General features: G+C 41.6%; 25 protein-coding genes. 9 read left to right on the top strand and 16 right to left on the bottom strand.

The window, feature by feature from the left end; genetic code table 11:
• Window positions 1-645: 645 nt before the first annotated feature.
• Window positions 646-1113: a CRR6 family NdhI maturation factor gene (locus tag NWP17_RS04695; protein WP_425332643.1), complete on the bottom strand. Its 468-nt coding sequence runs from the start codon at window positions 1111-1113 to the stop codon at window positions 646-648.
• A gap of 262 nt (window positions 1114-1375) precedes the next feature.
• On the opposite strand from NWP17_RS04695, the gene NWP17_RS04690 reads away from it, so the two are divergent.
• Both NWP17_RS04690 and NWP17_RS04685 read left to right on the top strand, forming a co-directional pair.
• Complete coding sequence (locus tag NWP17_RS04690) at window positions 1376-1822, top strand: Fur family transcriptional regulator (RefSeq protein ID WP_280653752.1); 447 nt, start codon at window positions 1376-1378, stop codon at window positions 1820-1822.
• A 273-nt stretch (window positions 1823-2095) separates the two neighbouring features.
• Entirely contained in the window at window positions 2096-3901 is a 1806-nt protein-coding gene (locus tag NWP17_RS04685) for a DUF3685 domain-containing protein (RefSeq protein ID WP_280653751.1), read from the top strand.
• 85 nt (window positions 3902-3986) lie between these two features.
• On the opposite strand, the gene NWP17_RS04680 is transcribed toward NWP17_RS04685, so the two are convergent.
• The 7 genes from NWP17_RS04680 to pilM form a co-directional block, all read right to left on the bottom strand.
• On the bottom strand, window positions 3987-5441 hold the full coding sequence (locus tag NWP17_RS04680) for a dihydrolipoyl dehydrogenase family protein (protein ID WP_280653750.1): 1455 nt from the start codon (window positions 5439-5441) through the stop codon (window positions 3987-3989).
• A 35-nt stretch (window positions 5442-5476) separates the two neighbouring features.
• Complete coding sequence (gene cobD / locus NWP17_RS04675; RefSeq protein WP_280653749.1) at window positions 5477-6562, bottom strand: threonine-phosphate decarboxylase CobD; 1086 nt, start codon at window positions 6560-6562, stop codon at window positions 5477-5479.
• Between the two features lie 26 nt (window positions 6563-6588).
• Window positions 6589-6921: an HU family DNA-binding protein gene (locus NWP17_RS04670; protein WP_280653748.1), complete on the bottom strand. Its 333-nt coding sequence runs from the start codon at window positions 6919-6921 to the stop codon at window positions 6589-6591.
• A gap of 410 nt (window positions 6922-7331) precedes the next feature.
• Window positions 7332-9767, bottom strand: a complete 2436-nt coding sequence (locus NWP17_RS04665) for a type IV pilus secretin family protein (RefSeq protein ID WP_280653747.1) — start codon at window positions 9765-9767, stop codon at window positions 7332-7334.
• Window positions 9768-9794: 27 nt separating this feature from the next.
• Window positions 9795-10565: a pilus assembly protein PilO gene (locus NWP17_RS04660; protein ID WP_280653746.1), complete on the bottom strand. Its 771-nt coding sequence runs from the start codon at window positions 10563-10565 to the stop codon at window positions 9795-9797.
• Window positions 10562-11332 carry a PilN domain-containing protein gene (locus NWP17_RS04655; RefSeq protein ID WP_280653745.1) on the bottom strand — a complete coding sequence of 257 codons (771 nt, stop codon included), beginning with the start codon at window positions 11330-11332 and terminating at the stop codon, window positions 10562-10564. The genes NWP17_RS04660 and NWP17_RS04655 overlap by 4 nt, the downstream gene beginning before the upstream one ends.
• A 4-nt stretch (window positions 11333-11336) precedes the next feature.
• The gene (pilM, locus tag NWP17_RS04650) at window positions 11337-12443 is read right to left on the bottom strand and encodes a pilus assembly protein PilM (RefSeq protein WP_280653744.1); all 1107 of its coding nucleotides are present in this window, start codon (window positions 12441-12443) and stop codon (window positions 11337-11339) included.
• A gap of 133 nt (window positions 12444-12576) precedes the next feature.
• On the opposite strand from pilM, the gene NWP17_RS04645 reads away from it, so the two are divergent.
• The gene (locus NWP17_RS04645; protein ID WP_280653743.1) at window positions 12577-13872 is read left to right on the top strand and encodes an ABC transporter substrate-binding protein; all 1296 of its coding nucleotides are present in this window, start codon (window positions 12577-12579) and stop codon (window positions 13870-13872) included.
• Here NWP17_RS04645 and NWP17_RS04640 read toward each other — a convergent pair.
• The 3 genes from NWP17_RS04640 to NWP17_RS04630 form a co-directional block, all read right to left on the bottom strand.
• Complete coding sequence (locus NWP17_RS04640) at window positions 13855-15105, bottom strand: bifunctional folylpolyglutamate synthase/dihydrofolate synthase (RefSeq protein ID WP_280653742.1); 1251 nt, start codon at window positions 15103-15105, stop codon at window positions 13855-13857. The genes NWP17_RS04645 and NWP17_RS04640 overlap by 18 nt on opposite strands.
• Before the next feature lie 189 nt (window positions 15106-15294).
• Window positions 15295-15420, bottom strand: a complete 126-nt coding sequence (locus NWP17_RS04635; protein ID WP_280652054.1) for a photosystem II protein Y — start codon at window positions 15418-15420, stop codon at window positions 15295-15297.
• Between the two features lie 222 nt (window positions 15421-15642).
• Window positions 15643-16170, bottom strand: coding sequence for a gamma carbonic anhydrase family protein (locus NWP17_RS04630; protein WP_280653741.1), 528 nt, complete (start codon window positions 16168-16170; stop codon window positions 15643-15645).
• 242 nt (window positions 16171-16412) lie between these two features.
• Between NWP17_RS04630 and NWP17_RS04625 the strand changes: the two genes are divergently transcribed.
• The 4 genes from NWP17_RS04625 to NWP17_RS04610 all read left to right on the top strand — a co-directional run bounded on the left by NWP17_RS04625 (window position 16413) and on the right by NWP17_RS04610 (window position 19269).
• A complete protein-coding gene (locus NWP17_RS04625) occupies window positions 16413-16922 on the top strand; it encodes a TIGR02652 family protein (protein WP_425332642.1) in 510 nt (169 codons plus the stop codon).
• 185 nt (window positions 16923-17107) lie between these two features.
• Window positions 17108-17521: a VOC family protein gene (locus NWP17_RS04620; RefSeq protein ID WP_280653739.1), complete on the top strand. Its 414-nt coding sequence runs from the start codon at window positions 17108-17110 to the stop codon at window positions 17519-17521.
• Window positions 17522-17694: 173 nt separating this feature from the next.
• On the top strand, window positions 17695-18522 hold the full coding sequence (gene map, locus NWP17_RS04615) for a type I methionyl aminopeptidase (protein WP_280653738.1): 828 nt from the start codon (window positions 17695-17697) through the stop codon (window positions 18520-18522).
• A 117-nt stretch (window positions 18523-18639) separates the two neighbouring features.
• On the top strand, window positions 18640-19269 hold the full coding sequence (locus tag NWP17_RS04610; protein ID WP_280653737.1) for a Uma2 family endonuclease: 630 nt from the start codon (window positions 18640-18642) through the stop codon (window positions 19267-19269).
• A 109-nt stretch (window positions 19270-19378) separates the two neighbouring features.
• On the opposite strand, the gene psaC is transcribed toward NWP17_RS04610, so the two are convergent.
• Complete coding sequence (gene psaC / locus NWP17_RS04605) at window positions 19379-19624, bottom strand: photosystem I iron-sulfur center protein PsaC (RefSeq protein ID WP_015215228.1); 246 nt, start codon at window positions 19622-19624, stop codon at window positions 19379-19381.
• A gap of 313 nt (window positions 19625-19937) precedes the next feature.
• Here psaC and NWP17_RS04600 point away from each other — a divergent pair, with 313 nt between their 5' ends.
• Entirely contained in the window at window positions 19938-20309 is a 372-nt protein-coding gene (locus NWP17_RS04600) for a DUF6464 family protein (RefSeq protein WP_280653736.1), read from the top strand.
• 11 nt (window positions 20310-20320) lie between these two features.
• Here NWP17_RS04600 and fmt read toward each other — a convergent pair whose 3' ends face one another.
• Window positions 20321-21322 carry a methionyl-tRNA formyltransferase gene (gene fmt, locus NWP17_RS04595; protein WP_280653735.1) on the bottom strand — a complete coding sequence of 334 codons (1002 nt, stop codon included), beginning with the start codon at window positions 21320-21322 and terminating at the stop codon, window positions 20321-20323.
• Between the two features lie 498 nt (window positions 21323-21820).
• On the opposite strand from fmt, the gene NWP17_RS04590 reads away from it, so the two are divergent.
• Window positions 21821-23101 (top strand): hypothetical protein, encoded by a 1281-nt coding sequence (locus NWP17_RS04590; RefSeq protein WP_280653734.1) that lies wholly within the window; start codon window positions 21821-21823, stop codon window positions 23099-23101.
• A gap of 243 nt (window positions 23102-23344) precedes the next feature.
• On the opposite strand, the gene minE is transcribed toward NWP17_RS04590, so the two are convergent.
• Genes minE through minC form a run of 3 tightly spaced genes read right to left on the bottom strand, consistent with a single transcriptional unit; the run spans window position 23345 to window position 25589 of the window.
• Complete coding sequence (gene minE / locus NWP17_RS04585; RefSeq protein WP_280653733.1) at window positions 23345-23668, bottom strand: cell division topological specificity factor MinE; 324 nt, start codon at window positions 23666-23668, stop codon at window positions 23345-23347.
• A gap of 32 nt (window positions 23669-23700) precedes the next feature.
• The gene (gene minD / locus NWP17_RS04580; RefSeq protein WP_280653732.1) at window positions 23701-24507 is read right to left on the bottom strand and encodes a septum site-determining protein MinD; all 807 of its coding nucleotides are present in this window, start codon (window positions 24505-24507) and stop codon (window positions 23701-23703) included.
• 44 nt (window positions 24508-24551) lie between these two features.
• Window positions 24552-25589: a septum site-determining protein MinC gene (gene minC / locus NWP17_RS04575; RefSeq protein ID WP_280653731.1), complete on the bottom strand. Its 1038-nt coding sequence runs from the start codon at window positions 25587-25589 to the stop codon at window positions 24552-24554.
• Window positions 25590-25702: the final 113 nt, after the last annotated feature.

Genomic DNA, 25702 nt, shown 5'->3' with positions numbered 1-25702 from the left:
TTAGTGAGGTACATCATTAACAAGCAGGATGCTTGTGTTACAAGACGCTCATTATTAACAAGCAGGATGCTTGTGTTACAAGACGCTCATTATTAACAAGCAGGATGCTTGTGTTACAAGACGCTCATCATTAACAAGCAGGATGCTTGTGTTACAAGACGCTCATTATTAACAAGCAGGATTTAACTACTATTGCGCCATTGAAAGGGGTGAGTACGAGGATATAAAACCTTTTTTGCGGTTAACCTTATAGGTTTTACTATCCAACAATATACTAGCTGCATTGTCTAGATTTGTCTACCCTTATTCAATATTTTTTTTAGTCTGAATTTGGGCTATTTAAACTGACTAATATAGCTGGAATGTGCTTATATGACTGGGTTTTATAGCTTAGGTTAAGAATAGGTTAAGGATAGGTTAAGGGGAGGTTAAGAAATTAAGTGATAAAGTTTTTCGGATATGGTTTTAATGTGAAATTGAAGGGAGTGTTATCCACTAATCTGTTGTGCTGCTAAATCCAATAATCTGTATTTCATAAACATAACTATTGCGGGCATACCTCGACTATACTTTGACTACGCTCATTACTAAGCGCTCAGTACAAGTCTTGCCCGCTAAAGATATACCTCCCTTGGTGAAAATTTGCTATAATTTCTCGAACAAGGGATCTTCTAATTCATAACCGAACATTTCCCCCATGGATTTTAACCGATATTTACTGGGGATGCCTTGTTGCTTGAGCCAATCGTTTAATATAAACACTTTGTGCATCAGGAATATTTCTAAGGCTTCGACATTAAAAATAATACCTTTTTTCTGGCTAAATTCCGTAGGAATAATCATGGCTGCATAACGGACTAATTCCCCCGATGTCCAATTGAGTAAAAATGGTAACCATGGGTATTTGGCATCTAAACGTAAAAACCACTGCCTTAATTGGGGTATCTCGGCAAGTTCGCGGATGTCGCCTGGTTCTAACTCATATTTGATATCAAAGCGTAACTGCTGTTCATAAGATGCGATCGCGTTTTCTTGTAGTAGTGGATCAATCACCTTAAGAACAGGTGAAATATCCAGATTATCAACGCAATCGTTGTCGATAGTAATGATCATTGATTCCGGGGCTAGTTGTTGGATCATCAAGGCAAGTTGAGTATCTAGGGTAGCAGCTTTGAGGATGTGATGCCACATTTACACAGGGTTAATTTAGGGTTAATTTCTTGGTGTATTTCTGTGACGATACTTTTTTGCAGACATTACACCCGTCTCTAGATGGAAATTTATGATAATTTTAAGCTAAAGTTGTAATGAGTTTGTTTAAGATAAAATGTCAACATTGAAACGGGAACACCCCTAATAGTTAACCAACTTAACTATGGACAACAAACCAACACCAAAACCAATTCGTTCTTTAGAAGATGCGCTAGATCGGTGTCAACTCCTGGGTATGCGGGTCAGTCGCCAGCGTCGGTTTATCCTAGAGTTGCTTTGGGAAGCTAAGGAGCATCTTTCCGCCAGAGAAATTTATGATCGCCTTAGTCAGCAAGGTAAAGATATTGGTCACACTTCTGTTTATCAAAATTTAGATGCGTTATCCAGTCAGGGGATTATTGAGTGTATTGAACGCTTTGACGGGCGTTTGTACGGTAATATCAGTGATTCCCATAGTCACGTCAACTGTATTGATACTAATCAACTTCTGGATGTTCACATACAACTACCACCGGAGTTAATCCGTGAAGTTGAGGAAAAGACAGGAGTACACATTACTGAATATAGTATTAATTTTTATGGTTATCTCCATTCACCAGTACAACCATGAGTTTTTAATCACTTCAAGGGAGCAACAGGGAACAGGCGGAAATAAATAACGTGTACGGGGTTTTTTCAAAGATAAAATACTATGTATTGGTATCTAGTATTTTGTTGACCTCGAATAACTTGATTATCTCAGAGAAAATGTAGTTACAAAAAAATTATATACAAAGTGTCGTAAATATGATAAATGTTATAGGGTGGGAAAAATGTAATAATAAGCGGGGACTGAACTGTTTTCTGATCGGGAAATAACGGTATTGATGTATTTGTTGAAACTATGAGTTATCAACCCCTAAATAAACACCTAAAACTATTGTTAGTTGACCAAGACCCCATCTTCCGGTTAGGGCTGCGGTTGGCTTTGTCAGCAATACCTGACATTCAAGTGGTGGGGGAAGCGGAAACAGATACACAAAGTTTACAAAAATTGGCAGCATTGGCTCAACAAGACCCCAACTCTGTTAATTTAGTGGTTTTAGAGTTGGGTAACAGTCGCTCGGTTGTCAGTCAGCAACAAGGCTTACAACTCTGTCAACAATTAAAAATTCAATACCCCCAATTACCACTGTTCTTACTTAGTTCTGTGCAAACACCAGGATTATTGTTAGCTGTGCGGGCTGCTGGTGTGAATGGCTACTGTCCTAAAGGAACTCCCACTACTCAGTTAGTGGCTGCTATGGAAGAAGTGGCTAGAGGTGGTTTTTATTGGTTTCCCGGTCAGCCATGGGGAGATATAACTACCCAGATCCCCATCACTCCATCCCCTAGGCTTCCTTTGGCTGGGGTGCGGAAAAATTGGTATTTGTCAGGGGTTGGCTATATTGAAGCTAGTTTAGCTGAGGTGACAGCCCAATTACAAATCCCTGGACTGCCATTAATGGACAGAGCGGTTTTGGCTGGACACCGACGAGAACTTTTAGCAGCTCGTTGGTTGCTGGGTCGGTTGTTAGTTTCACCCCAGGAGAGAAAACAAGAACAACAACCTTCAATGTCTCCTGCTACTGCGCCACAACCGCCTGTAATACCTGCTGTAATGCCGGCTGTAAGTGCCACCGGTACAACATTGGAGTTACAAACACAACCAATAAATGCGCCTTTACTTAGTCCCCGATCGCTACAATCTGACTTATTTTCATTATGTGTGACTAAGTTACAATTCCCCTTACAAAATATCACAGATGTATGTTTAGAAATTGATATTTTTCGGGAAGATGAAAAAAGAGAGTTACTATATTTAATTCTGCAAAAACTAACTCAAAGACTGGATGAGTTACGGGTTTCTCAAGTCACAATTGATCATTTAGATAGCCTAAAGGATACCATACTATATGATTTATGGCAAGAGGTAATTACAGATTTTTTTGGTAAATTCTATCAAGTGCGGCTAGATAACCAAAATATAGAAGTTGTAAAACTACTGCTGCCAAATTACCGGGGGGTACAAACGGAAATTATCAATAAAATTCCCTTAGTGGTGGAATTATTGGCTTATTTGGTATTTCAGACAGATTTCCAGGTTGATAATACTGCTTATAGTGCTGGGACTGCTGAAGCCCAGTCCCAAGCATTAATAATTTTAGAAAATTTATTAATTCAGTTGGGGAATAGTGTATTACAACCGTTGCTGAACTCTTTAGCAGATGTGGAAGAAATTAAACAGAAATATTACGACCGCAGCTTAATCTCTACGCGAGAAATAGAACGTTTCCGTAATGATTTGTCATGGAAATATCGCTTAAACAAGTATATTAATGAACCAAAGGCAATATTTGAAAGTAGCTATGAGTTATTTGTGTTTACACCGCGGGGTATTGCTAAAACTGCTATTTACGCCCCCCGTGGTCAGGAACTAGCAAAACTTTCTGGTATTCCTTTATTAGTGACACTAATACTAGAATTTAGAGATGCGATCGCACCACGGTTGCAATCCTTATTATCTATCATAGGTAGCGGTATTGTTTTTGTGCTGACAAAAATAGTTGGTCGGGGTTTGGGTTTAATTGGTCGGGGTATTCTACAAGGCATTGGCAGTGTATCATTAACAGAAAGGAATTTAAAGCGCAATGGTGAGCGGAGTAAGTAAGGATTGACACTCACCGGCGTAAAGGGTCAGAGATTCTGTACTCTAGCTTACCACTGGCTCCAATAGAGTTTCGCCTATTTTGAGTTCATAAATTCCAATTGCGGCGGAAATAAAAGAAACCTTCCAGAAGGTCTTGTATAGCGGTGTTGGTGTTTAATTTCTGTTGACTCCACTGTGTAGCTGTGTTGGTGATGATTTCTGAGTAGCTGGGATAAACACAAGGTAAATTTGCTAGTTCTTGAATGGGAACTTTTTGGGAGATGGCTAAGGAAATTAAGTTAATTAATTCTGCTGCTTCTCCCCCTAGTAGTGACCCTCCCAATATTTCCCCGTTGGGAAGAACTATTAATTTACATATACCTACAATTTCATCTTTCAGGTGGGCTGCTGCTATTGATTTATAATGTTGGCGCAAAATTAAAATTTTATCTGGTGTATATTGGCGTTTGGCTTGGGCTTCTGTCAAACCTACTTCTGCTATACAGGGATGAGAATACAGAGACCAGGGAATGTGTCCATAATTAACTGCTAATGTGGGAAAAAACAAAGCATTTTTGACAGCTGTTCTGGCTTCGTAGTAGGAAACATTGGTAAAATCATAACCGCCTATCACATCCCCGCAGGCATAAATACGGGGGTTGGTGGTTTGTAATTTATCATTGACCAATAAACGCTTTTGCCGCCACTTTACCCCCACTGCTGCTAAGTTGAGAAATTCTAGGTTTGGTTGTTGTCCACTTGCTAGTAAGATTTCATCGGTTGCAATGGCTTTATCTCCTGCTTGAACCCATTTTTGATTGTCTATCAGTTTGACTTGAGTTACTGGTTTTTGGGTGAGGACGCGGACACCATCAGCTTCTAGTTGTGCTTGGAGTAGGTGGGCTGTTTCTGGGTCGGCGTAGGGCAAGATAGATGTAGATTTAACTACTAGAGTCACATGACAACCCCAGCGGGCTAGGGTTTGGGCTGCTGGAATACTTTGGGGAATACCCCCAATAATTAGCCAATTTTGCGGTAATGTCGGTTGCTGGAGAGTTTGCCAAAGGTTAGATAAAGTGAGGTAGCCGGTGGTTTGTAATCCGGGGATTTCTGGTATGGTGGGGATGGAACCACTGGCTAGTAAATAAGTGCGCCCCCGTAGTAGGCGTTGGTTGACTGCAAGGGCTAAATGGCGTGAGGCTTGAAATTGACCATTGCCTAAAATTACATCTACACCCAGGGCTGCTAAGTTGGGGGGAGAGGTTTGGGCTTGGATGTTGGTAATGACGCTTTCTGTGTAGAGGTGGGCTTGTGGACCGCTCAGGGATATTTGAGAAGATTCTGACGGGTTCGATGGTGCGGTGTATATACCCAAACCAGTCAGGTCATGTATTTTATGGTATGTGTTGGTGATTTCGCTGAGGGCTTGGTGTTGGGCAAATCCATAATTTATTTCAGGTTCCACTAAGGCGACAGTGGCTTTAAGTTGGGTTCCTATTAGGGCTGCATAGCGTCCAGCAACACTACCACCAATAATTACTAAGTCGTAATCAATTGTCATTGATGAAAAGAAAGGGAACAGCGAACAGTCATTGGTTATTGGGTGAGGGTGAGGGCGTGTAGTGCTGTTGATAAACGTTGATTGTCAAGCTGACAACGGACAGCAACCCGGAAGAAACCATCACCTAATTCTTTAAAGCTGAGGCAATCACGAATTAAAATCTGGTGATGTTGGAGTAGTTGTTGCTGTAGGTGCAAGCCAGACTGTTGTGATTTAATTAGTAGGAAGTTGGCAACACTGGGTTGGGGTTGTAAACCTGGAATGGTAGCTAAACTTTGGAAAAGTTGGTTTCTGGCTGGTGTTAGCCATTCCCAGGTGAGGTGTTGAAATTCTTGGTCTTGGATAGCCGCAATTGCGGCTGCGGCTGCTAGGGTGTTGACTGGCCAAGGGTCGCGCCATGTTTGCCACAAAGAAAGACGGTCAGGGTGTGCGATCGCATATCCTAATCTCAGTCCTGGTAGACTGTAAAATTTTGTTAGCGATCGCAATACTACCAAATTAGGATATTTCTCTACCTCCCCAATCAGGCTTTGTTCTGCATGGGGGGGGAGAAAATCCATAAATGCTTCATCCACCACGACCAAGGCATATCGTTCTAAATAAGGCAAAATTTCCGTTTTTGAGAATAACTTACCTGTGGGATTGTGGGGATTATTCAGCAATAGTCCACAATTGGTAGCCGGGGATAAGGGAATAAACTTTTCAAGGCCACTCCCTACTCCCCACTGGCCAGTTTGTAAATAAAGAGGAAACTCCAGAATTTTAGCGTTGTATGCCTTAAGTGTGCGGTAATAATCGCCAAAGGCTGGAGTAATTAACATTGTGGTAGATAAATTTGCTAACTCTCTACCTGCTAAAGTCAGTAATTCTGCTGAACCATTACCAGGCAAAATCCATTCTGGCGGTAGTTGATGAAAGCAACCTAGAGCAAGTTTCAGTTCACTGTAATCTGGTGGTGGATAGTGCCTAAGATTACTAATTTCCGCATGAATAGCAGCAATGACCGTATTTGGTGGACCCAGTGGACTGATGCTGGCAGAAAAATCCAGGATAGCTTCAGGTGGACAGCCAGCTACTGCTGCCGCCCAAGCTAAATTTCCTCCGTGAACTGGTTGCCGCATCAATAACAAGTCCTTTAAAACGTCATCTACTCTTCTGTGTCCTCTGTGGCTTCTGTGGCTTCTGTGGCCTCTGCTGTTGCTTTTGGGGGTGCAACCTTTTCTCTAAACAGTTTACCAGCTGAGAAGGCAGGAACCCTAGTGGCGGGAATTTCCATCTTTTCGTTGGTTTTGGGGTTACGACCTTCCCGGGCTTTACGTTCCCGTGACTCAAAAGAACCAAATCCCACTAGCGTTACTTTATCGCCAGAAGACACGGCTTCGATAATGGTTTCTAAAGCGGCAGTTAACACCGCATCAACTTGTTTTTTAGTGATACTTGCCTTGTCGGACACTGCATCAACTAATTCACCCTTGTTCATATCAAACTCCTTGATGTTTACTTCAGATTTTCTACCGTTACACCCTAGGGACTTATTTATTTAAAAGTCGTCCTTTGGGAATATTCACATAAAAAATGGCTATACATCCCATAGGCTCGACTTTTCAATGAATCATTCTAAATTGTTGTAGCCTGAAGTGGATACATGAAACTATGAATTTATATAGATTTCAGCATTTTTTTTATTTTTTCAGTAGTTAATCTGAGTTAGATTATACAAAAAGTGTGATAAATACATAAAAAAGCGGTCGGGAGGAATATTTCATCAAGCCCACATCCCGCCTTGACAATATTAAACTCGCTTATGCGGGCTTGGTTTGATTTGGTGATGTAGAGACGTTCTATGGAACATCTCTACCAGGATATCTGGGGATTTCCTCTTAGCTTATGTTAACGCCTGGGAGTGTTTAACCCACGGCGCTCAAGTATTTGCCGGACTTGTGGGCTGGGGGTGTAGTTGTAGCCATAAGCCGAGTTTTCCGAGTCATCCATAACTTGAGGCGTAAGTAAAACTATTACTTCCCGACGCTCATTTGTTCTTTCTGTTCTTCTAAACAGGGAACCAATGAGGGGAAGATCACCTAAAATAGGCAGTTTAGAAACGGTTGTTCGGTCTTGGTCTTGAATGATACCGGAAAGAATGAGGGTTTGACCATCTCGCAGGCGAACTACACCGGATCTAAGCGATCGCTCTGAAACCAAAAATATTGTTTGGCTGTTATCTCCAACATTGATGACAGCTGAAGATTGAGGTGCTTTGACAATAGGTGCTACTGATAAAGAAACAAAACCATTGTCATCAATGCGCTCAACTTTTACAGCTAGACTTAAACCTACATCTGTTTTCTCAGCTGTAACAGTTTGAATGGAAGTTCCATCACCACGGGTGACTTCGCTTTTAATGTTTCCTACAACCTCTTGAGTCAGCTTTAAGTTAGCCTCTTGACCTTCTTGCACAATTAAGGTGGGGTCAGTCAAAATTTTGGCGTTACCGCTTATGACTTGAGCTTGCAAAGTAGCAAGGAGACGTTTGGGGTACTGGTAAAGTGATGGCAAAGAATTTGCAATTGTCCCTGGGGTTCCCAGAGTAGTTTCAACTTGTGTAGTGGCGGGGGTACCAGGGTTGGTCATATTACCATTAGCATCAAAAGTCGGAGGAGTAGCAGGAACATCAGTAATAGTTGTCACAGTGGGTGTTCCTTGTGTAATACTCCTGATCCCTACTTGAAAAGGATCTGTTGAAACCCCACTACCCGGTCTGGGAAACAATGCAGATCCTCCGGGCTGATTTTGTGTAATTCGCCCATTATCAATAACTACTTGACCTACGCCGGTTCCTGGGACGGGAATTGGGTTATTTGGATCAATAAAACCCTCAAATTGTGAATAAGGATTTGGGATAACTGTTGGAGTGGTTAAACTATTAACTGTTTGTGAACGAGTAGGAGGATTAACACCACCAAAGTTTAAACTAGCTGCTCCACCATCACTAACAAAGAAATTATTGCCAACACCAAAAGAAAAACTGGCATTTTGGTTTTGCCCACCTGCAAGGTTAACATCAATAATCCTCACGTTAACTGCAACTTGACGGCGACGGATATCAAGCTGAGTTAGTTGAGTTATGGCCATTTCAACCATCTTGGGTGTACCAATCAAGGTCAGAGAATTAGTGCGCTCGTCTCCTAACGCTTGTAAACCTCCCAGTAAAGGTTTTGAGTCTGTAAAGGTAGCCCGTTGAGTTTCAACTTTGGTTTCTGTAGTTGTCTGGGTTTGGGTGACTGCGGTATTAGAAGCACCTCCCACAGGTATAGGTATTGCACTGGTAAGTTGTCGTTCTCGGCTAACAGCTGTTTCTGCCCCCAAGCCCACTAAAAAATTAAGAGCAACTCCCACTGTCACCTGATTTAGTCTCAAACTACGCATCACCACATCACGGGTGGAATTAGGTAGTCTAGACGCGACAAAAATGGTGCGTCCACTGCGGTTAGCTTCCAAACCACTGAGGCGCAAAACGTAGTTAAACACATCTTGCACTGGCTCATTTTCTATGTCTAAGGATATTGTTTCTGAGATGGGCTGGCCTTCAGTACTAGCAGCTTTTTCACCCCCTGCATAAACCAAATTCATCCCAGCAGCACGAGCCAGCAACGACAAAACATCGCGCACTGGTGCATCTCTCAACACTAACCGGGGTAAACTTTGCTGAGTGCCTAAATCAATGGTGGTAGGAGATACATCTGTAGTGGAAACAGAAATATCTCCCACTGGTGGGGCGACGGCTCTGGGTAAAAAGGGAGGGGCTTGACTGAGGGGTTGATTAGGGCTGGCTGGTAGGGCTGGTCTGCCATCAATGCTAATTTCTGGGTTAGGAACTAAGACCCTGGGGCTGGGTTGCTCTGGGGGAGGTGCTGATACTGTGGAAGATGGAGTATAGCTGAGAGTAATTCCGTTGTCGTTGCGGGCTACTGGTTGATTTAACGGGGTGTTATCACTACCTGTCACCACCACTCGCACACTGTTGGCATCAAGTTGTATCACTTCCACTGAGGCAATTCCCCCAGTGGGGTTATCTTGACGAAAACTATTACCTTGGGGTAAACGCAGTTGAGTATTAATAATATCTGAGCTTAAGGCATTACCTCTTTTGGTGGTGAAAACTTGCGATCGCGACCCTGAAGAAGTTTGTAAGATCACCCTAACTACACCGTCAACAGAAACGACTTTAACTCCAGTGATTTGGTTAGTTTGTGCCGCAGCTGGTTGGCTTGCTATCAACACCAAAGCAGCACAACCTAGAATAACATTACCATTAATTTGTTTCACAGTTCACTCCTCATAATAAAACACTATTTATGGTTTCTTTTCAGCTTCAGCGGCCGCCGCCGCAGCCACCGCCGCCATTTCTTCTGGTGTGAGTGGCATTAATGCCTCCATATCAAAAGAAGTAGTAATGGGTGCTGGTCCTGTGGTAATCACGTCTTCTTTTGAATCATTCGGTTGTGGAGGAGACAAACTGGCTTGATAATTTTTAATTATTAACAATGGCTGCAACCGCTCAATATTACGCATAATTGATTGGGTTTGTTCAAAAGTACCTTCAATTTCCACATTAATAATACTGCGTTTCAATTTGCCATCAACAGTAGCCCCTAGTGAGCCATCTTTCACTATTTCTGGTTCTGATGAAACAGGTACAAACTTCTGTAATCTAGCTCTAACTCCATTAGCACGAACTCGAGCATTGGTAGATTCAATTAAACGGTTTAGGTCCAGTAACAGGGTATTTAAACTGGTTGGATTAGCAAATAAACTTAACACCTGGGAGCTTTGCAGCTTTGCTGCTGCTAATTCTGCCTTTACTTGGTCAATTTGTTGAATACTGACTTTTTTTTGGTCAACTTGACTTTGTAAATCATTAGCTTGTGTTCGTTTCTGCTGATAAATATCCCATGCTGGCATCACCATATTTAATGTCATATATACTGCCCCCAGCACCCCTAAAACTGCCACTGCAATACTGATGTTTTTGGGGTTGAGGGAGACACCAAAAACCACGGGGTAAGACGGTTGACCAAGTTCCCCGCTTTGTTGATCAAAATTAAAATCTTGACTCGCCGTCATTGGCTAATGGCTCCTATTTTTTGGATACTACGAATTCTAGCTACTAACCCCACTGCGCCTTTTTTCTCTAATTCTCTGATTAACTGAGAAGCAGGAACATCACTCACTCTTGATTTAATAGTATATTTAACTACTTTAGGCAGCTTAATTTTTTCATCATTAGGGGATTGATTACTACCAGGAGGTAAGGGGAATTCTATTAAGGAAGCGGTAGTAATTATGCTGGAGGAAGATTGCAAAAATTGAGACTGTTGCAAACTCAAGACAAAATCATTAACATCGCTAAAAGAACGAGCTAACCCCGTAATTTCTAATTCTCCCGCCTTACTGCTGGCTGGTTTTCCCTCTGATTCAGCAGTGGAGGCAATTTGCTGGATATTTTCAATTTGTACACTGGTGGGGATGCGATCGCGTAAATCTTGTAACATAGCAGACCAAGGGCGAATCTGGTCAAACACCGTGACTAAACCTTGTGTTTCTGTGGTTATTTTTTGGGTTTCCTCCCGTATTTTATTAATATTGCCAATTTCTGTATCTAATTGCAGGTTTTCTTGGTCTAGTTGTGTGATTTTTTCCTGCAATTGAGTATTCTGGGACTGTAAAAACCACCAACCAGCGCCCACAAAAGCCGGACAACTCAAACCAATGGCAAATGCCACATACATGATTGTTAAGTCCCCCTGTGGCTGGTTAGTTTTTGGTCTTTTGGGGTCTTTTAGTTGGTACTCTGGGCGATTTTTGAGAAAATTAACATCTAAGCTATACATTTACTTACACCTCCCGCATTCCTAAACCAAGTACTGTCCCCAACCCAGACCGTTCTATAGTCCCGTATTTGTCCTCATCAAGTTGTAAAGACAAAGATTCAAAAGGATCTATTTGGCTAGTGGGTAAGTTTAATCTTTGGGCAAAAAACTCATCTAGTTGTTGCAGTCCGCCCCCTGGACCTGCCAAGAAAACCTGCGCCACTTCCAGATTTTGAACTTGGCTAAGGTAAAAGTCCACAGAACGGCGTAACTCATCTGTGAGTTCTCCCAAAACCCTCAATAAAGCTGCCATGCTGGGATTAGCTGTAGTAACTCCGGTTTGTCCACCATCCATAGGATTGGGAGGAATTACCATTTCTTTTAATAATTCCATATCCCGTGATGTTGGTAAACTCATTGCCCTACAGATAGCCATTTGCATTTGATAAGTACCAATGGGTACACTGCGGGAAAATTGCGGCACTCCATTAATGACAATGGCTATTTCTGTATTATCAAACTCGATATCAACTAATACTGCCGCTTCCTGCATCCCAAATAGTCGCAGTTGGTCACGAATTGTGCGAATTAAAGCAAAACTGTTAATTTCTAAAGTATTGATTTGCAGTCCTGCCTGTTCAAAAGTAGTAAGATAGGTATCTGTCACCTCCTTGCGGGTGGCAACTAACAAAACCTGTACTTTTTCAATGTCGTCCTCATCTAGAAAATACCCAAGTTTTTGATAATCTATATCAGCTTCCTCCAGAGGATAAGGTAAATACAAACCCGCTTCATGCTTTAACACCATATCCCTGAGTTCTTGGTCATCTAACTCAGCCGGTATGGGTATGACCCGCACGAGGGTATCTCTCCCTGGGATACCAGTAGTCACAGCAGAAGCTTTGATTTTACTTTCAGCTAATGCTTGTTTAATTAAATCCGCCATGGTCACAATGTCCACGATTTGACCATCTACCATTACTCCATCGGGAACTGGTATTGATGCCAGGGACTGTATCTTTAAGCCCTGACGCTGCTTACGTAGCTGAACTACATTCACCCGTTCCGGTGCTAGTTCAATACCCACACCCCGATTAGATTTACCCAACAGATTTTTTAAGCCTTTCACCACAGTTATACCCGTTAAGATGCTAAATAACAAATTACACTATACGTTTTTTATCACTAGGTAACTGATTTATCCTATAATTTCAACAATTTTCCATAACTTTGTCACTTTAATCAAGCGTAGAAACACTGTTAAAATGAGACAATTACAAAAATTTAAACAACTTACCCTTTGGGCATTGATGGGCTTATTTACCAGTTGGTTGATAAGTTGCAGTCCTGGTAACATAACCGCCAATAAACAACAGTCTACTTCAGGAGCCGCAACAGTTGAGTTTTGGACAATGCAACTGCAACCGGAATTTACTAACTACTTCCAAAGCCTAATTAAGAACTTTGAAACGGAAAATTCAGGTATCAAGGTTAACTGGGTTGATATACCCTGGTCAGCTATGGAGAATAAGATTTTAACAGCTGTTTCCGCAAATACGCCTCCTGATGTGGTTAACCTTAACCCAGTGTTTGCTTCTCAACTAGCAGGAAGAAATGCTTGGTTAGATTTAGACACAAAAATTTCCCCTGAACAACGTTCCTCCTATTTGCCGAACATCTGGAAAGCTAGCACCCTCAATGGTAAGAGTTTTGGTATTCCCTGGTACTTGACCACACGGTTAACTATTTATAACATGGATTTATTAAAACAGGCGGGTGTCAACGAACCACCAGCTACCTATGCAGCATTGGCAGATGTTGCCGAGAAAATTAAAGATAAAACCGGTAAATATGCTTTTTTTGCCACTTTTGTACCCCAAGATTCCGGTGAAGTTTTAGAATCATTGGTACAAATGGGAGTTACTTTAGTAGATAGTGGAGGTAAAGCGGCTTTTAATTCTCCACAAGGTAAAGCAGCTTTCCAATATTGGGTTGATTTGTATCAAAAAGGTCTACTACCCAGAGAAGTTTTAACCCAAGGTCATCGCCATGCAATTGATTTATACCAGTCCGGACAAACGGCATTTTTAGCCTCTGGTCCAGAGTTTCTGAAAACCATTGCCAAAAACGCGCCACAAATTGCCGAAAATTCAGCCATAGCCCCCCAAATCAGTGGGGATACTGGTAAAAAAAATGTAGCTGTGATGAATGTAGTTGTTCCCCGTGCTAGTAAACACCCAGATGCAGCAGTTAAATTTGCTTTATTTCTCACCAATGACCAAAATCAGTTAACATTTGCCAAAGCTGCCAATGTTTTACCATCTAGTATTAAAGCACTGGGTGATAATTACTTTAAAAATGTTCCTGATTCTGCTTCCACTGTGGAAAAAGCCAGAATCATCAGTGCTAACCAACTACAGCAAGCAGAGATTTTAACCCCAACTTTGAAAGATTACAAACTTCTGCAAAAGGCAATTTATGAGAACTTGCAAGCAGCAATGTTAGGACAAAAGACCGTGGATAAAGCCTTAGAAGATGCAGCATCACAATGGAATACTTAAAAAATCCCCAATTAAGTAAAGAGAACCACACAACACCACTTGATTATGGTTAGAATTGCCAATACCATCTAAAGCTGATAATAAATCTGGATAAGTTTGAATAGAGACTTGTGGGCAAACTTCATTAGCTATTTGAGCTAATTCCAGAGGATCAGCTGAACTATGATCCGGTACAGGGATGAGATATAATTGGTCAGGCGATCGCAATAAGGCTGAGAAAATATCTCCATGCTCTTTAGTATCCAGCATTCCCATAATCCAAGTTATTTTACTGATATCCAAACTATCTAAATAACTCCGCAGTGCTTGGGCTGCTGCTGGGTTATGAGCGCCATCAATTAATAATTTTTGGTTTTTCCACTTTACCCACTGCATCCGCCCCGGCCATTGAGTTTTGCCCATACCGTTGACAATGGCTGTGGTGGGAATTACCCAGCCTGAGCTTTGCAAAACTTCTACAGTAGCCAAAGCCACAGCAGAATTAGTGAGTTGAATTTGCCCTTGTAGTGCTAGGGGATACCTAATCACCTCTTTATTTTGCTGAGTTTGATATTCAGCCCACACAGCATCAATTTGATGTGCTGGTGCGGGAGCAATATATGGACATTGTAATTCTTCAGCACGCGATCGCACCACTTCTTCTGCTTCAGCTGGCAATGGTCCCACCACCACCGGACATTTAGGTTTAATAATACCTGCTTTTTCTCTGGCAATATCAGCCACAGTAGGTCCGAGTTGCTGCCAATGTTCCCTGCTAATTGAAGTAATAACTGACACTAGCGGCTGATCACAAACATTAGTAGCATCTAACCGACCGCCCAAACCCACTTCCACCACAGCCACATCAACTTGAGCTTGAGCAAAATATAACCAAGCAACTGCGGTAATAACTTCAAACCGACTAGGACGTTCATCATCAGGGCGAATAGCGTCTTGGACTTGTTGTATTAATTGGCTAAATTTCTCAGAAGAAATTGGCTGTTTATTAATACAAATGCGTTCTGTCCAATGAACTAAATGAGGAGAAGTATAACATCCAGTTTTATAACCAGCCTCAGTGAGTACAGAGTGAAGGTAAGCACAAACGGAACCTTTGCCATTAGTGCCGGTGACGTGAATAATTGGTACTTGGTGGTGAGGGTTACCAAGATTTCCCAATAACTTGGTGATGCGCCACACTCCCAGATGAAGGCCGAAATAGTGAAAAGGTTGGAGTAAAGAATTTATATCCACAGTAAAATTACAAAATTACAAAATTACAAAATTATAGCAAATTTTGCCCAAGTGAGGTATATCTTTAGGGAAGATGCCCCCACCACAAGAAGATCATGTACATTTGTATCTCACGGGTTTAAGAAATGCTATAAAACCGACCGTCCTTGATCAGGGCTACAGTCGGCTTTAGGATGACTTTTATTGACTTTAAGCCTGTTTGTTCAAAAAGTTTTGCACTTGTCTGAGTGCTGCGGCTCCAATGTTAAACGCCGCCCAAGCACCAGCAATAGCAATGGGTGCAACAACAATGGCAATGCGGTAATCAATATCCATTTTTACAATTCCTCTTGATTGCGAAAATTAAAGTTTTATTACTTATTCTTATTTTTAACTGAATTGGTGAAATTTTCCAATCTTAGCCGAAAAAAAAATGTGACCTTGTGTCACAGTTAACTCAAGGTCACGCCAGTATGCTGACTATTATCAGCATTACAAGCCTTATGCCTTACCAACAATATCCTCATACTACAATATTTTCAGCTGATTGTTAAGTTACTAGCTTTGTTGAAAGCCGATATCATCACCTTTACCAGCATGAACCAAAGCTAACTTTTGGTAGCGTTCAGCGTGTTCTATTAGTTCTGCGGCTTCCTCGGCTTCAATTTGGCGCACCACCTTACCAGGAACACCAACCACTAAAGACCGGGGAGGAATATTTTTAGTCACCACTGCCCCAGCACCAATAATGCTACCGTGACCCACTCTCACCCCATCTAAAATAATTGCGCCAATGCCAATCAAGCAGCCACTTTCAATGTGGGCTGAATGTACCACAGCGCGATGCCCCACAGTGACATGATGTTCTAAAATAGTTGGAAAACCAGGATCACCGTGTAAAATTGCCCCGTCTTGAATGTTTGTACATTCGCCAATCTCAATTTTTTCCACATCTCCCCTGACCACAGCACCATACCAAATGCTTGCCCCTGGTTTGATGTTCACCCAACCCATGACCACGGCATTGGCAGCGATGAAGGCTGCTTGAGAAAAATCGGGAGATGGCCAGTAAGAAGCTGTAGACACGATAGAATATATATTATGGTACCCAGGAACACTGGAGAAACTCTAAATTTTGAGGCTGGTTGCCCAACTAAGATATCACAGTGTCAGGTCTCTGAACAGAGTCAGATGCTAGTGAAGATTGTTCACTTTGAAACTCCGTTTCTTTGCAGCAACGAGCAAGCCTCTAAACTAGAGGAGCCGAAGTGTAATATCCAACTCACTGGTGCTGATGAAGACAAAATTATGTTTGTACTCACTTCATGATGAATCCAGGCTTGCAGTACCCCATATTTGGCTCTGAAATTCAGTGTCCTCACTGTCGTCAGACTATACCAGCCCTCACCCTGACGGATACTTATTTGTGTCCGCGTCATGGTGCTTTTGAAGCTGATCCTAAAACAGGAGAATTAGTTCATCTACAGTCAGGTCGTCATTGGCGACGCTGGAATGATGAATGGTATAGACAGCACACCCACCCGGACGGCATTCGTTTTGAAATCCACGAGGCACTGGATAAGCTATACACTCAAGGTTACCGAGCAACACGAGTAATTATTGCTAAACGTTATCAGGAATTGATGACCGGCTATTTAGAACGCAGCACCCCTTGGCGTTCTGGACAGTCAGAAACCGTCGGCGCACGATTATACGGCTTACCTGTGGATTTTAGTCCCGATGCCACAGAAGAACCCTGCTGGGACGTAATTAATTTTGATTTGGAAAAAGAGCCTGGTGTCCCTGTACGCTATCCTTATTTCCGATTATTTGAGTAAGTCGGTGGTCGTTAAATATCGCTGATAAAAAACCTAGAGGCGTTCCCAGGAGCGTCTCTATGATATAGCATTTAATAAACACGTGAGATGTAACACAAGCATCCTGCTTGTTAATAACCGCTATAATAAAGGGAATAAGGAACAGAGGAATAATCCAAAATACCATCAAAATCTTCAATTAAACCATGCACCACGCCTCCATTCGCACAGGAAATATTCATCAAGCGATCGCCTTTTATGAACAATTGGGGTTTACAGTTTGTGAACGCTTCACCACCGGTTATACTCTAGCTTGCTGGATGGAAGGCTTAAACGGCAGAATTGAATTAATCCAAATTCCTCAACCCAAACCAGCGCCAGATGCTTTTGCTGATGAACATTATGTGGGATATTATCATTTATCCTTTGATCTAACTGAAATCACATCAGATTTACCTAGCTGGTTGAGTAGTTTAGAATCACGTATAAGTTCTATAACAGACTTACCACCCCTAAAGATACTTTTACAACCGACACAGCAGCAAATAGGCGACGAACTCTGGGAAGTGGCTTTTATTGCTGATACTGATGGCTTACCCCTGGAATTTATCAGAAAATAGGCTGAAAACCCTTGAGGTTCGGTGTAGGAGCGTGGCGGAAAAACTTAAGCGTCCTTTCACAATAACACACTAAAAAGCAGTCCTTCTAGGACTAGTTTATAATTCCATTGTTTTAGTCAACTAAAAAAACACTGCCACTGTAGCAGTACATCACCAGTAATTATTAAATCCCCATGAACATCCTCACTAACTTGCTTACTCAAAAAACCCGACCTCAACCTGTAAAAAAACAACGCCGAGGAATTGAAATAAAATCGCCGCGTGAAGTTGAAATTATGCGGCAATCAGCCAAAATTGTGGCTACTGTCCTCAGAGAAATTGCTGATATGGTGCAGCCTGGTATGACCACGGCAGATTTAGACATCTATGCAGAAAAACGTATTCGTGAAATGGATGCTACACCAAGCTTTAAGGGATATCACGGCTTCACGGGTTCTATTTGCTCCAGTATTAATAATGAAGTCGTTCATGGTATCCCCAGCGCTAAAAAAGTAATTCGCACAGGAGATGTATTAAAAGTAGATACAGGTGCTTATTATCAAGGCTTCCATGGTGATTCCTGCATTACCATTGCCGTGGGTGATGTTACCCCAGATGCAGCTAAACTGATTCGTGTAGCTGAAGAAACCCTGTATAAAGGTATCGAACAAGTCAAAGAAGGCGCTTATTTACTAGACATTGCCGGAGCAATAGAAGACCATGTAAAAGCCAATGGTTTTAGTGTAGTAGAAGAATTTACCGGACATGGTGTTGGTCGTAACTTACACGAAGAACCATGTGTTTTTAACTTCCGCACCCAACAAATGCCCAACGTAAAACTGCGAGCGGGGATGACCTTAGCCATTGAACCGATTTTAAATGCAGGTTCTAAACACACCAGGATATTATCTGACAGATGGACAGCTGTAACTGTAGATAATTCACTATCCGCACAGTTTGAACATACAGTTTTAGTGACACAAACCGGTTATGAAATTTTAACAGACCGGACAAAAGTTTAAACTAAAAAAGTTTAAGTTCAAAAAAGTTTAATTTAAAAAAGTTTAAATTAAAAATTGTCATCTCCCTCTATAGCTTCAGCTGAGGGGGAGTAGTTCACATTACCTACATGGGGTTTTATGACTCAAGCCATCACCAAGCATAAAATAATCACTTATGAGGAATTTGTAGCCTGGAAGCCTGAAGGCACAAGCTATGAACTACATGACGGAGTAATTTTTGAGATGCTACAACCATTGGGAGAACATGAAAATATAGGTGGATTTTTGACCCTGGAATTATCCGCGGAGATTAAACGGCTAAATCTTCCTTACACTATCCCTAAACAAGCATTGGTTAAACCACCACAAAGCGAATCAGCTTATTTACCAGATGTTTTAATATTGAACCGTGCTAATTTAGTCAATGAAGAGTTATGGAAAAAACAATCAACTGTGACCCAAGGGGCATCAGTGCCATTAGTAATTCAAGTGGTGAGTAGTAATTGGCGAGATGATTACTACAAAAAATTAGCTGATTATGAAGCAATGGGTGTGCCAGAATACTGGGTAGTAGATTATCTAGCTTTAGGGGCAAGAAAATTTATCGGTAGTCCTAAACAACCCACTATTTCTATATATAAACTAATAGAAGGTGAGTATCAAGTTAATTTATTTCAAGGTAGCGAAAGCATACAATCACCAACATTCCCACATTTAAACTTGACTCCAAAACAAGCTTTTCAGGCAGGAATTGATGAGAGGATATAGGGAAGGACTAAAATTTAGTAGGGTGAGTATAACCCACCCTACAATCCTCAAGCAACTTGCTATGAACGCACTCAGTTATGTATCAAATCAGGAATTTACTCAAAACTCCCTAATAAGCTAGACCCATGCTGCGAGTTGTTTCAGCACCTAGATAAACTCGGATGCTTAAAAAGTCAGTGGGGCAGGCGGTTTCACAACGCTTACATCCTACGCAGTCTTCAGTGCGGGGTGAAGAGGCAATTTGAGAAGCTTTACAGCCATCCCAAGGAACCATCTCCAACACGTCCGTGGGGCAAGCCCGGACGCACTGGGTACAGCCAATGCAGGTATCGTAGATTTTTACGGTATGAGACATTAAAAAAGGCTCCTTTCCAGTGTTCTTCTCTGCAAAAGAATCATATATCAAAGCTTAGTGTACAGCAGTAGCCTATGGTCTGTAATCAAAAGGCTACACAACTTCAAACAATGTAACATTGACACTTCCCCCGCCTTTAAGCGGAGGATTCCAGCCTCACTTGATATAGTGTTCTAGTGCAAGCATCTTCCTCGCTACTGTTGAAAAATACCCGCTAAGGTTAACCGCTTAATCTAAAATCCAAAATCTAAAATTACCACAGAGGTTTTCGGCATTTCTCTTATAATCATGGTAAATCACATGACATAAGTTTATGGAACTAGATTCTTTAGGAAGCGAGGTGATTCTGACGCATCCTACTCGGTCTCTCGGCAAAGTTCAACTTGATTGGACACCCCAACCAGGAAACTACGTCGATTTTGAGGGTAAAACCTATGCGGTATTAGAACGCCGCCATAGATACCAGTTTAAATCAGGTCGTTACCATTTGCGAAACATCGCCCTTTACGTCCAGCCCATACAAAAACCAACAGAGAAAACTCTATTCCAGGGACGTTGGGTCATTGGTGATGCTACTTGTAGCTATAATGCACGTTCTGAAATCATGCGCTGTGCCGTCAACCCAGAGGGTCCTTGTGAGTCTTGCCGTTTCTACGAAAACTTAGAAGTGAAGACTCAGCAATAACTAACCAGCAGTTAACCGTTACCCAGGACTTCACCCACAGTTAAACGGTTACCATTGACAAAATCCCATCCCGACTGGGGACGTTTACCAGCTAACTGCACCTCTTGTAAGAGTAGCAAACCCTCACCAGTTCGGATTATAGGGCCAATTCCTTTGGCGATGCTTACCACTTCTCCTGGATTACCGGATATAGTTGATAAGTCAGGCAACTTTTGGTAAACTTCTGTTAAATCAGGTGTTAACTCGTAACTGTAAGCATCACCAAGGGGAAGAGAAGCCATGATTTTTATTCCTTGATGGCGAAGACTTGCCGTACAGTTGGGGTAAAAACCTCTGATTTGATTGTGTAACTGAATAGCACTTTTTGACCAATCTAAACTGTAGTTGTGTTTTTTAATTAAAGGCGCATAAGTTGCTTGTGAGTCATTTTGCGGCACAGGTTCAATTTCCCCACTGGCCAACTTAAATAAAGTTTCTATTAATAAATCTCCACCAATTACAGATAGCCTTTGAGCTAAGTCCTGAGCATGATCTAACAATTTAATAGGTGTAGTTGCTTTTAATAGCATTGCCCCAGTATCCATGCCTACATCCATTAACATGGTGGTGATTCCCGTTTCTGTTTCGCCATTGTACAAACACCATTGAATTGGTGCAGCACCGCGATACTTGGGTAAAATGGATCCGTGGACATTAACACAACCCCACCTAGGCATATCTAATATCTCTGAAGACAAAATTTGCCCATAAGCTACCACCACAAAAACATCCGCCCCAGACTCTCGGAGTTGAGTTAAGGTTTCACTTTCCTTTTTAATCCTTTGTGGTTGCCAGACAGGTAAGTTATGGTTAATAGCAACTGTTTTTACTGGTGAAGGTATAAGTTTGTTACCCCTTTCCCGACGTTTATCAGGTTGGGTAACAACTGCTAAAACCTCAATATCCCGGTGATTCAAGAGTTTTTCTAGAGTGGGAACTGCAAAGTAAGGGGTTCCAAAAAATACTACTTTCATTAGTGCTTGCTGATTATGTATGTTGAATATTGTAGAATTTTAGACTTTTTAAGACCATTTACACCGGAGAGAAATTTGATCGCTGCCAAGATTAATTAACTATTGCTCAATTAATTTTTGTGATGTTAGAGTAGTAGCACATTGGCAAAAACCAGGGTGGCTTGATAGAGTTAATATATAATGACTGCTTTCTCACTAACACCTGTTATTTGCTAGTTCGGGTGTCAAGAGTAAAGGTCACAGTATATTTGATGCAGTAACTTTTAGTTAATCTGCGGTGCTTTTACGTGGCAGTTTACAACCAAAAACAATAGGTTATTAATGAGGCGTGAAGCATGATACTCAATTTTTGTAAAATTATGCAAATTTTGAATAAATTATCCAGTTCAACTCGTTAATTTCCTGATTGGTTTGTTACATCTAATAATTATCCCCTCTTGTCTTGCTTCCTAAGCGTTGCTCCTCACACAGCACCCGCCCTTCCTAGAGAGTCCACATATGCTCAAACTATTCTTGCTGCCAGGATGGTTACGCCTTCAACCATTTCTTAATTATTTTGTTCTTGTCATGCTGATTGCCCCCATATTAGGGGTACTTAATCAGTCTACCTCAGCAAAACCATCAAAAGTAGTCACAAAAAATACTTCTGCAAAGGCGGTGGCTACTATGAATGAACCTTATTTAGTAGAATTATTAACAACACCCAGTCTAACCTCTTTAAACAAGAGTGCTGATTCTGTGCCATTGTTAATGGCTGCTATTGAGAAACCATCAAGATTACAAATCAGCAAAATTGATTCTTTAGTAGCAAATGGTTTTCTCTCTGGAAGTAATATTAAGGCAGATAAATTCACAACAGAGGAATTAGCAACAATTCCATCAACTCCTGTTAGTGAATTGAACTTATGGCGAATCTTTCCATTGCCTAATAATGGCTATAGTCATGGCTTTAATGGTCAGGTGACCAATGAATTCCTCAGTGCTAAGTCATTGAAAACAACTCCTAGACAATTACCACCGTTTTTCACACCAGAAACACCTGTGGTAGAAGAAATTGACGAAGCACAAGCAGCACAGATTGATCCTATAGGAAGTCCCCACCCAATTCCTTGGCAATGGATTGTTGCTACTCAGGAGGCTGTTGCTGCTAATGGAGGTTCGGGAGTTCGCCATTATCGTAGTGTACCTGTGACTTCTCCCGATGGTAGATATGTGGTTTACAGTCGGGTGCAGCTGGAAGTAAAACCCCAAATGCACAACAGCAAAGTTACCAGTGTGCTGTTTGTGGAAGATAGACAAACCAAAAAATTGCGGGTGATGACTTCCAGTGGAGCCATCAGCGACCCTCTGTTAAACAGAAATGTCTCATCCCAGAAATTAATAAATACTGATGATCATGGGAAAATAGGAGTTTTAGTTCCTGTCAGCTGGTCAGAACAAAGCGATCGCTTTTTAGCACGCAGGTTTGAAGGTAAATTCAACACAGGGGATTCTACAGACCAAGCAGTTATTTGGGATAGTCAAAAAAATCATATTAATACCGTTGCCCCGACTCGTAGGAAAGACGAGCATGAAAAAATAGCAGTGTTACTGGGTTGGAGTAAAAACAAACCTGATCATGCACTGTTTCGCGCGGGTGAAATAGGAGAAGAAAACTGGCCTTTGGTGCAGGTTTCCAGCGATGGTAAGACTCTAGACACGACAGATGGCGATCAGCCCATTACCTTTGGTAAAACAATTACAGAACTTTGGGCAGGACCGCAAGTTGCTTTTAGATAGTTGGTGTGAAATTTGCTTAACCCCCGTTGTCAAAATTAAAAACAACGGGGGTTTTTTTCTCTTTTATAGTCAAGCTAGTAACTTGATTTTAAGTAAGCGCAGCAAAAATTACCAATATAAATTACCAATATAAATTACAAAACCCTTGTAGGGTGGGCATCCTGACCACCCCATCCTACCTAGCACAACTAAAATTGGCTGTAAATATGTAACAGCTTAACTTATTGATTAACCGTAAGCTTTTTACGATTTATTGACCTCAGTATTACTTTCTGACTTCTCGCTGTTGTCTAATTCAGCTATGGTTTCTTTGACTCGACGGATGGGCAAATTAGCAATCAACGCTGTGGTGCGTTGGTTACTTTCTAGAGAAAATTCTAGTCCCTCAGTCTCTATTTCTACATAGCGACAAACTATATCTAGAATTTCTTGCCGCATTTTTTCTAACTTTTGTGGGTCTAAATCAGCGCGGTCGTGAGCAATCACCAGTTGTAGACGACGCTTCACCTGACTGCGACTGTTGTCAGGGTTACGTACAAATAATCGTTCTATAAGTTCAAGAATCATTGCCAATGGTTATGCGGAGACTGGAAAATGAGTTAAACAATTTTTGTCCATAACAACCTTCGCAAACGGGCGAAGATGTTGTCATGAGGTGCATCGAGATCGAGAAAATCGACTTTTTCTCCTTCCAATCTACGGGCAATATTATCAAAGGCTATAGCAGCTAAAGAGGGCGTGTCCCCTAATACTAAAGGTTCCCCGCGATTGGTAGAAACAATCACACGTTCATCATCAGGTATTACCCCAATTAGGGGTATTGCCAGAAGTTCCTGAACGTCCTGCACAGACATCATATCATTTGCCCGTACCATTGCGGGTCTAATGCGGTTAATAATTAAATGACTACGTTTAACGCCTTGTGCTTCCAATAACCCCACTACTCTATCAGCGTCACGAACGGCAGAAATTTCTGGAGTAGTGACAATAAGGGCTTCTTTTGCGGGGGCAATGGCATTTTTAAAGCCATTTTCAATGCCTGCTGGACTATCAATAATCACATACTCAAACTTTTGCGCTAGTGCATTTACTAGCAACTTCATTTGTTCTGGAGTTACTGCATCCTTTGAGCGATTTTGCGCTGCTGGTAGTAATACTAGGTTTGGTTGTCGTTTATCTTTTACTAATGCCTGTTCTAATCGGCACTCCCTAGCCAGGACTTCCACCGCAGTATATACAATGCGGTTTTCTAGTCCTAGTAACAAATCTAAATTTCTCAGACCAAAGTCGGCATCAACTAAAGCAACTTGACGGCCAATTTTAGCTAAGGTCATACCTAAATTTGCAGAAACTGTGGTTTTACCCACTCCCCCTTTACCGGAGGTAATCACAATAATCCGAGTCATGGTAGAGTTGCGAGCAATGAGGGTTGAGGAAATATAGTAAGTAGTTATGGAACCTGACTTAACCGATTTAATTGGTGTCTGGAAAAATCATTAGCCCTGGCGATGCGAATTCCTCCGGGCGTAATGTGCGCCACTTCTGGAAAAACTTGCATCAGTGGTTTATCTGGTGCCCTAGCTACAGCATCTGCGATCCGCAACTGGGTTGGTTCCATTTGCAAGGCCATAATCAGACACTCACGATTGCCTCCGGCACCCGCATGAGCAATTCCACGCAGTCGCCCCCATACTACAATATCTCCTTGTGCAACTACGATACCACCTGGATTTATATCTCCCAAAATAACCACTGTTCCGGGATGACGAATTTCAGTCCCAGAACGTACTGTTGTTTCCAGATACAGGGCATCTGTTAGGGCTGTAGTAGCAGTTTTTAACTGGGAATGCAAAGAAGTTTCTGGCTGGAGTTGTTCCACAGAATAGCCAGAGGTAACTGCGGCGATGGCTGTTTGCCGACGACTGGTACTTACAGATTTTAACTCTAATTGGGCTTCTCGAAAGGCTTCGGCAAACTCTTGTAATTGTCTGCCATCTAATAAACGGTCTTGAGCAATTAAATCTACTGGCGTGGTTGATGTCCGCAAGCGATCGCTGGCATTTAACCGTAATTTCAATTGTTGCCAAATATCAGACCAGGCCAGTTCAGAAGCTGGTAATTGAGATTCTGTGGGCAAAATTACTAACAGTTTTTCCCCCTGAGTTTTTAACTGCACCTGAATATGTTTGTTTAACTTATTCTCTCCTGTGAATGACTCAAGAGAGTCTTTATTTAAATCTATACTGTCAATTGAAGCCACGGACTCCACATGATCAGAGTTAGAACTTGACTGTAAATAAAGGAGAACCGAATTTAATTCTTTATCCGGGATAATATCCTGGGAGTCAGCACCAGACATAGACAAATCTGACGACCCATTCTCAGTAATGGTAGGATTTACTTCTAAATCCGCAAGTTGAGAGATGGATCCAGCATCTGTCGGGGCAGAATTTGACTCTAAATTAGAGATATGAGAATCAGAAGTCATGCAGCACCAGCTAAAAGATACACCAAATAATTATCAGTATTAAAAAACCAATGATAAATGATTGAGGACTCTTGTAGTGCGGGCATCTTGCCCGCTAAAAAGTGTAACTCAGT

Origin of the sequence: Chrysosporum bergii ANA360D, from assembly GCF_029891735.1 — a bacterium.
GTDB lineage: Bacteria > Cyanobacteriota > Cyanobacteriia > Cyanobacteriales > Nostocaceae > Umezakia > Umezakia bergii.
This window is presented reverse-complemented; position numbering and strand designations above follow the sequence as displayed.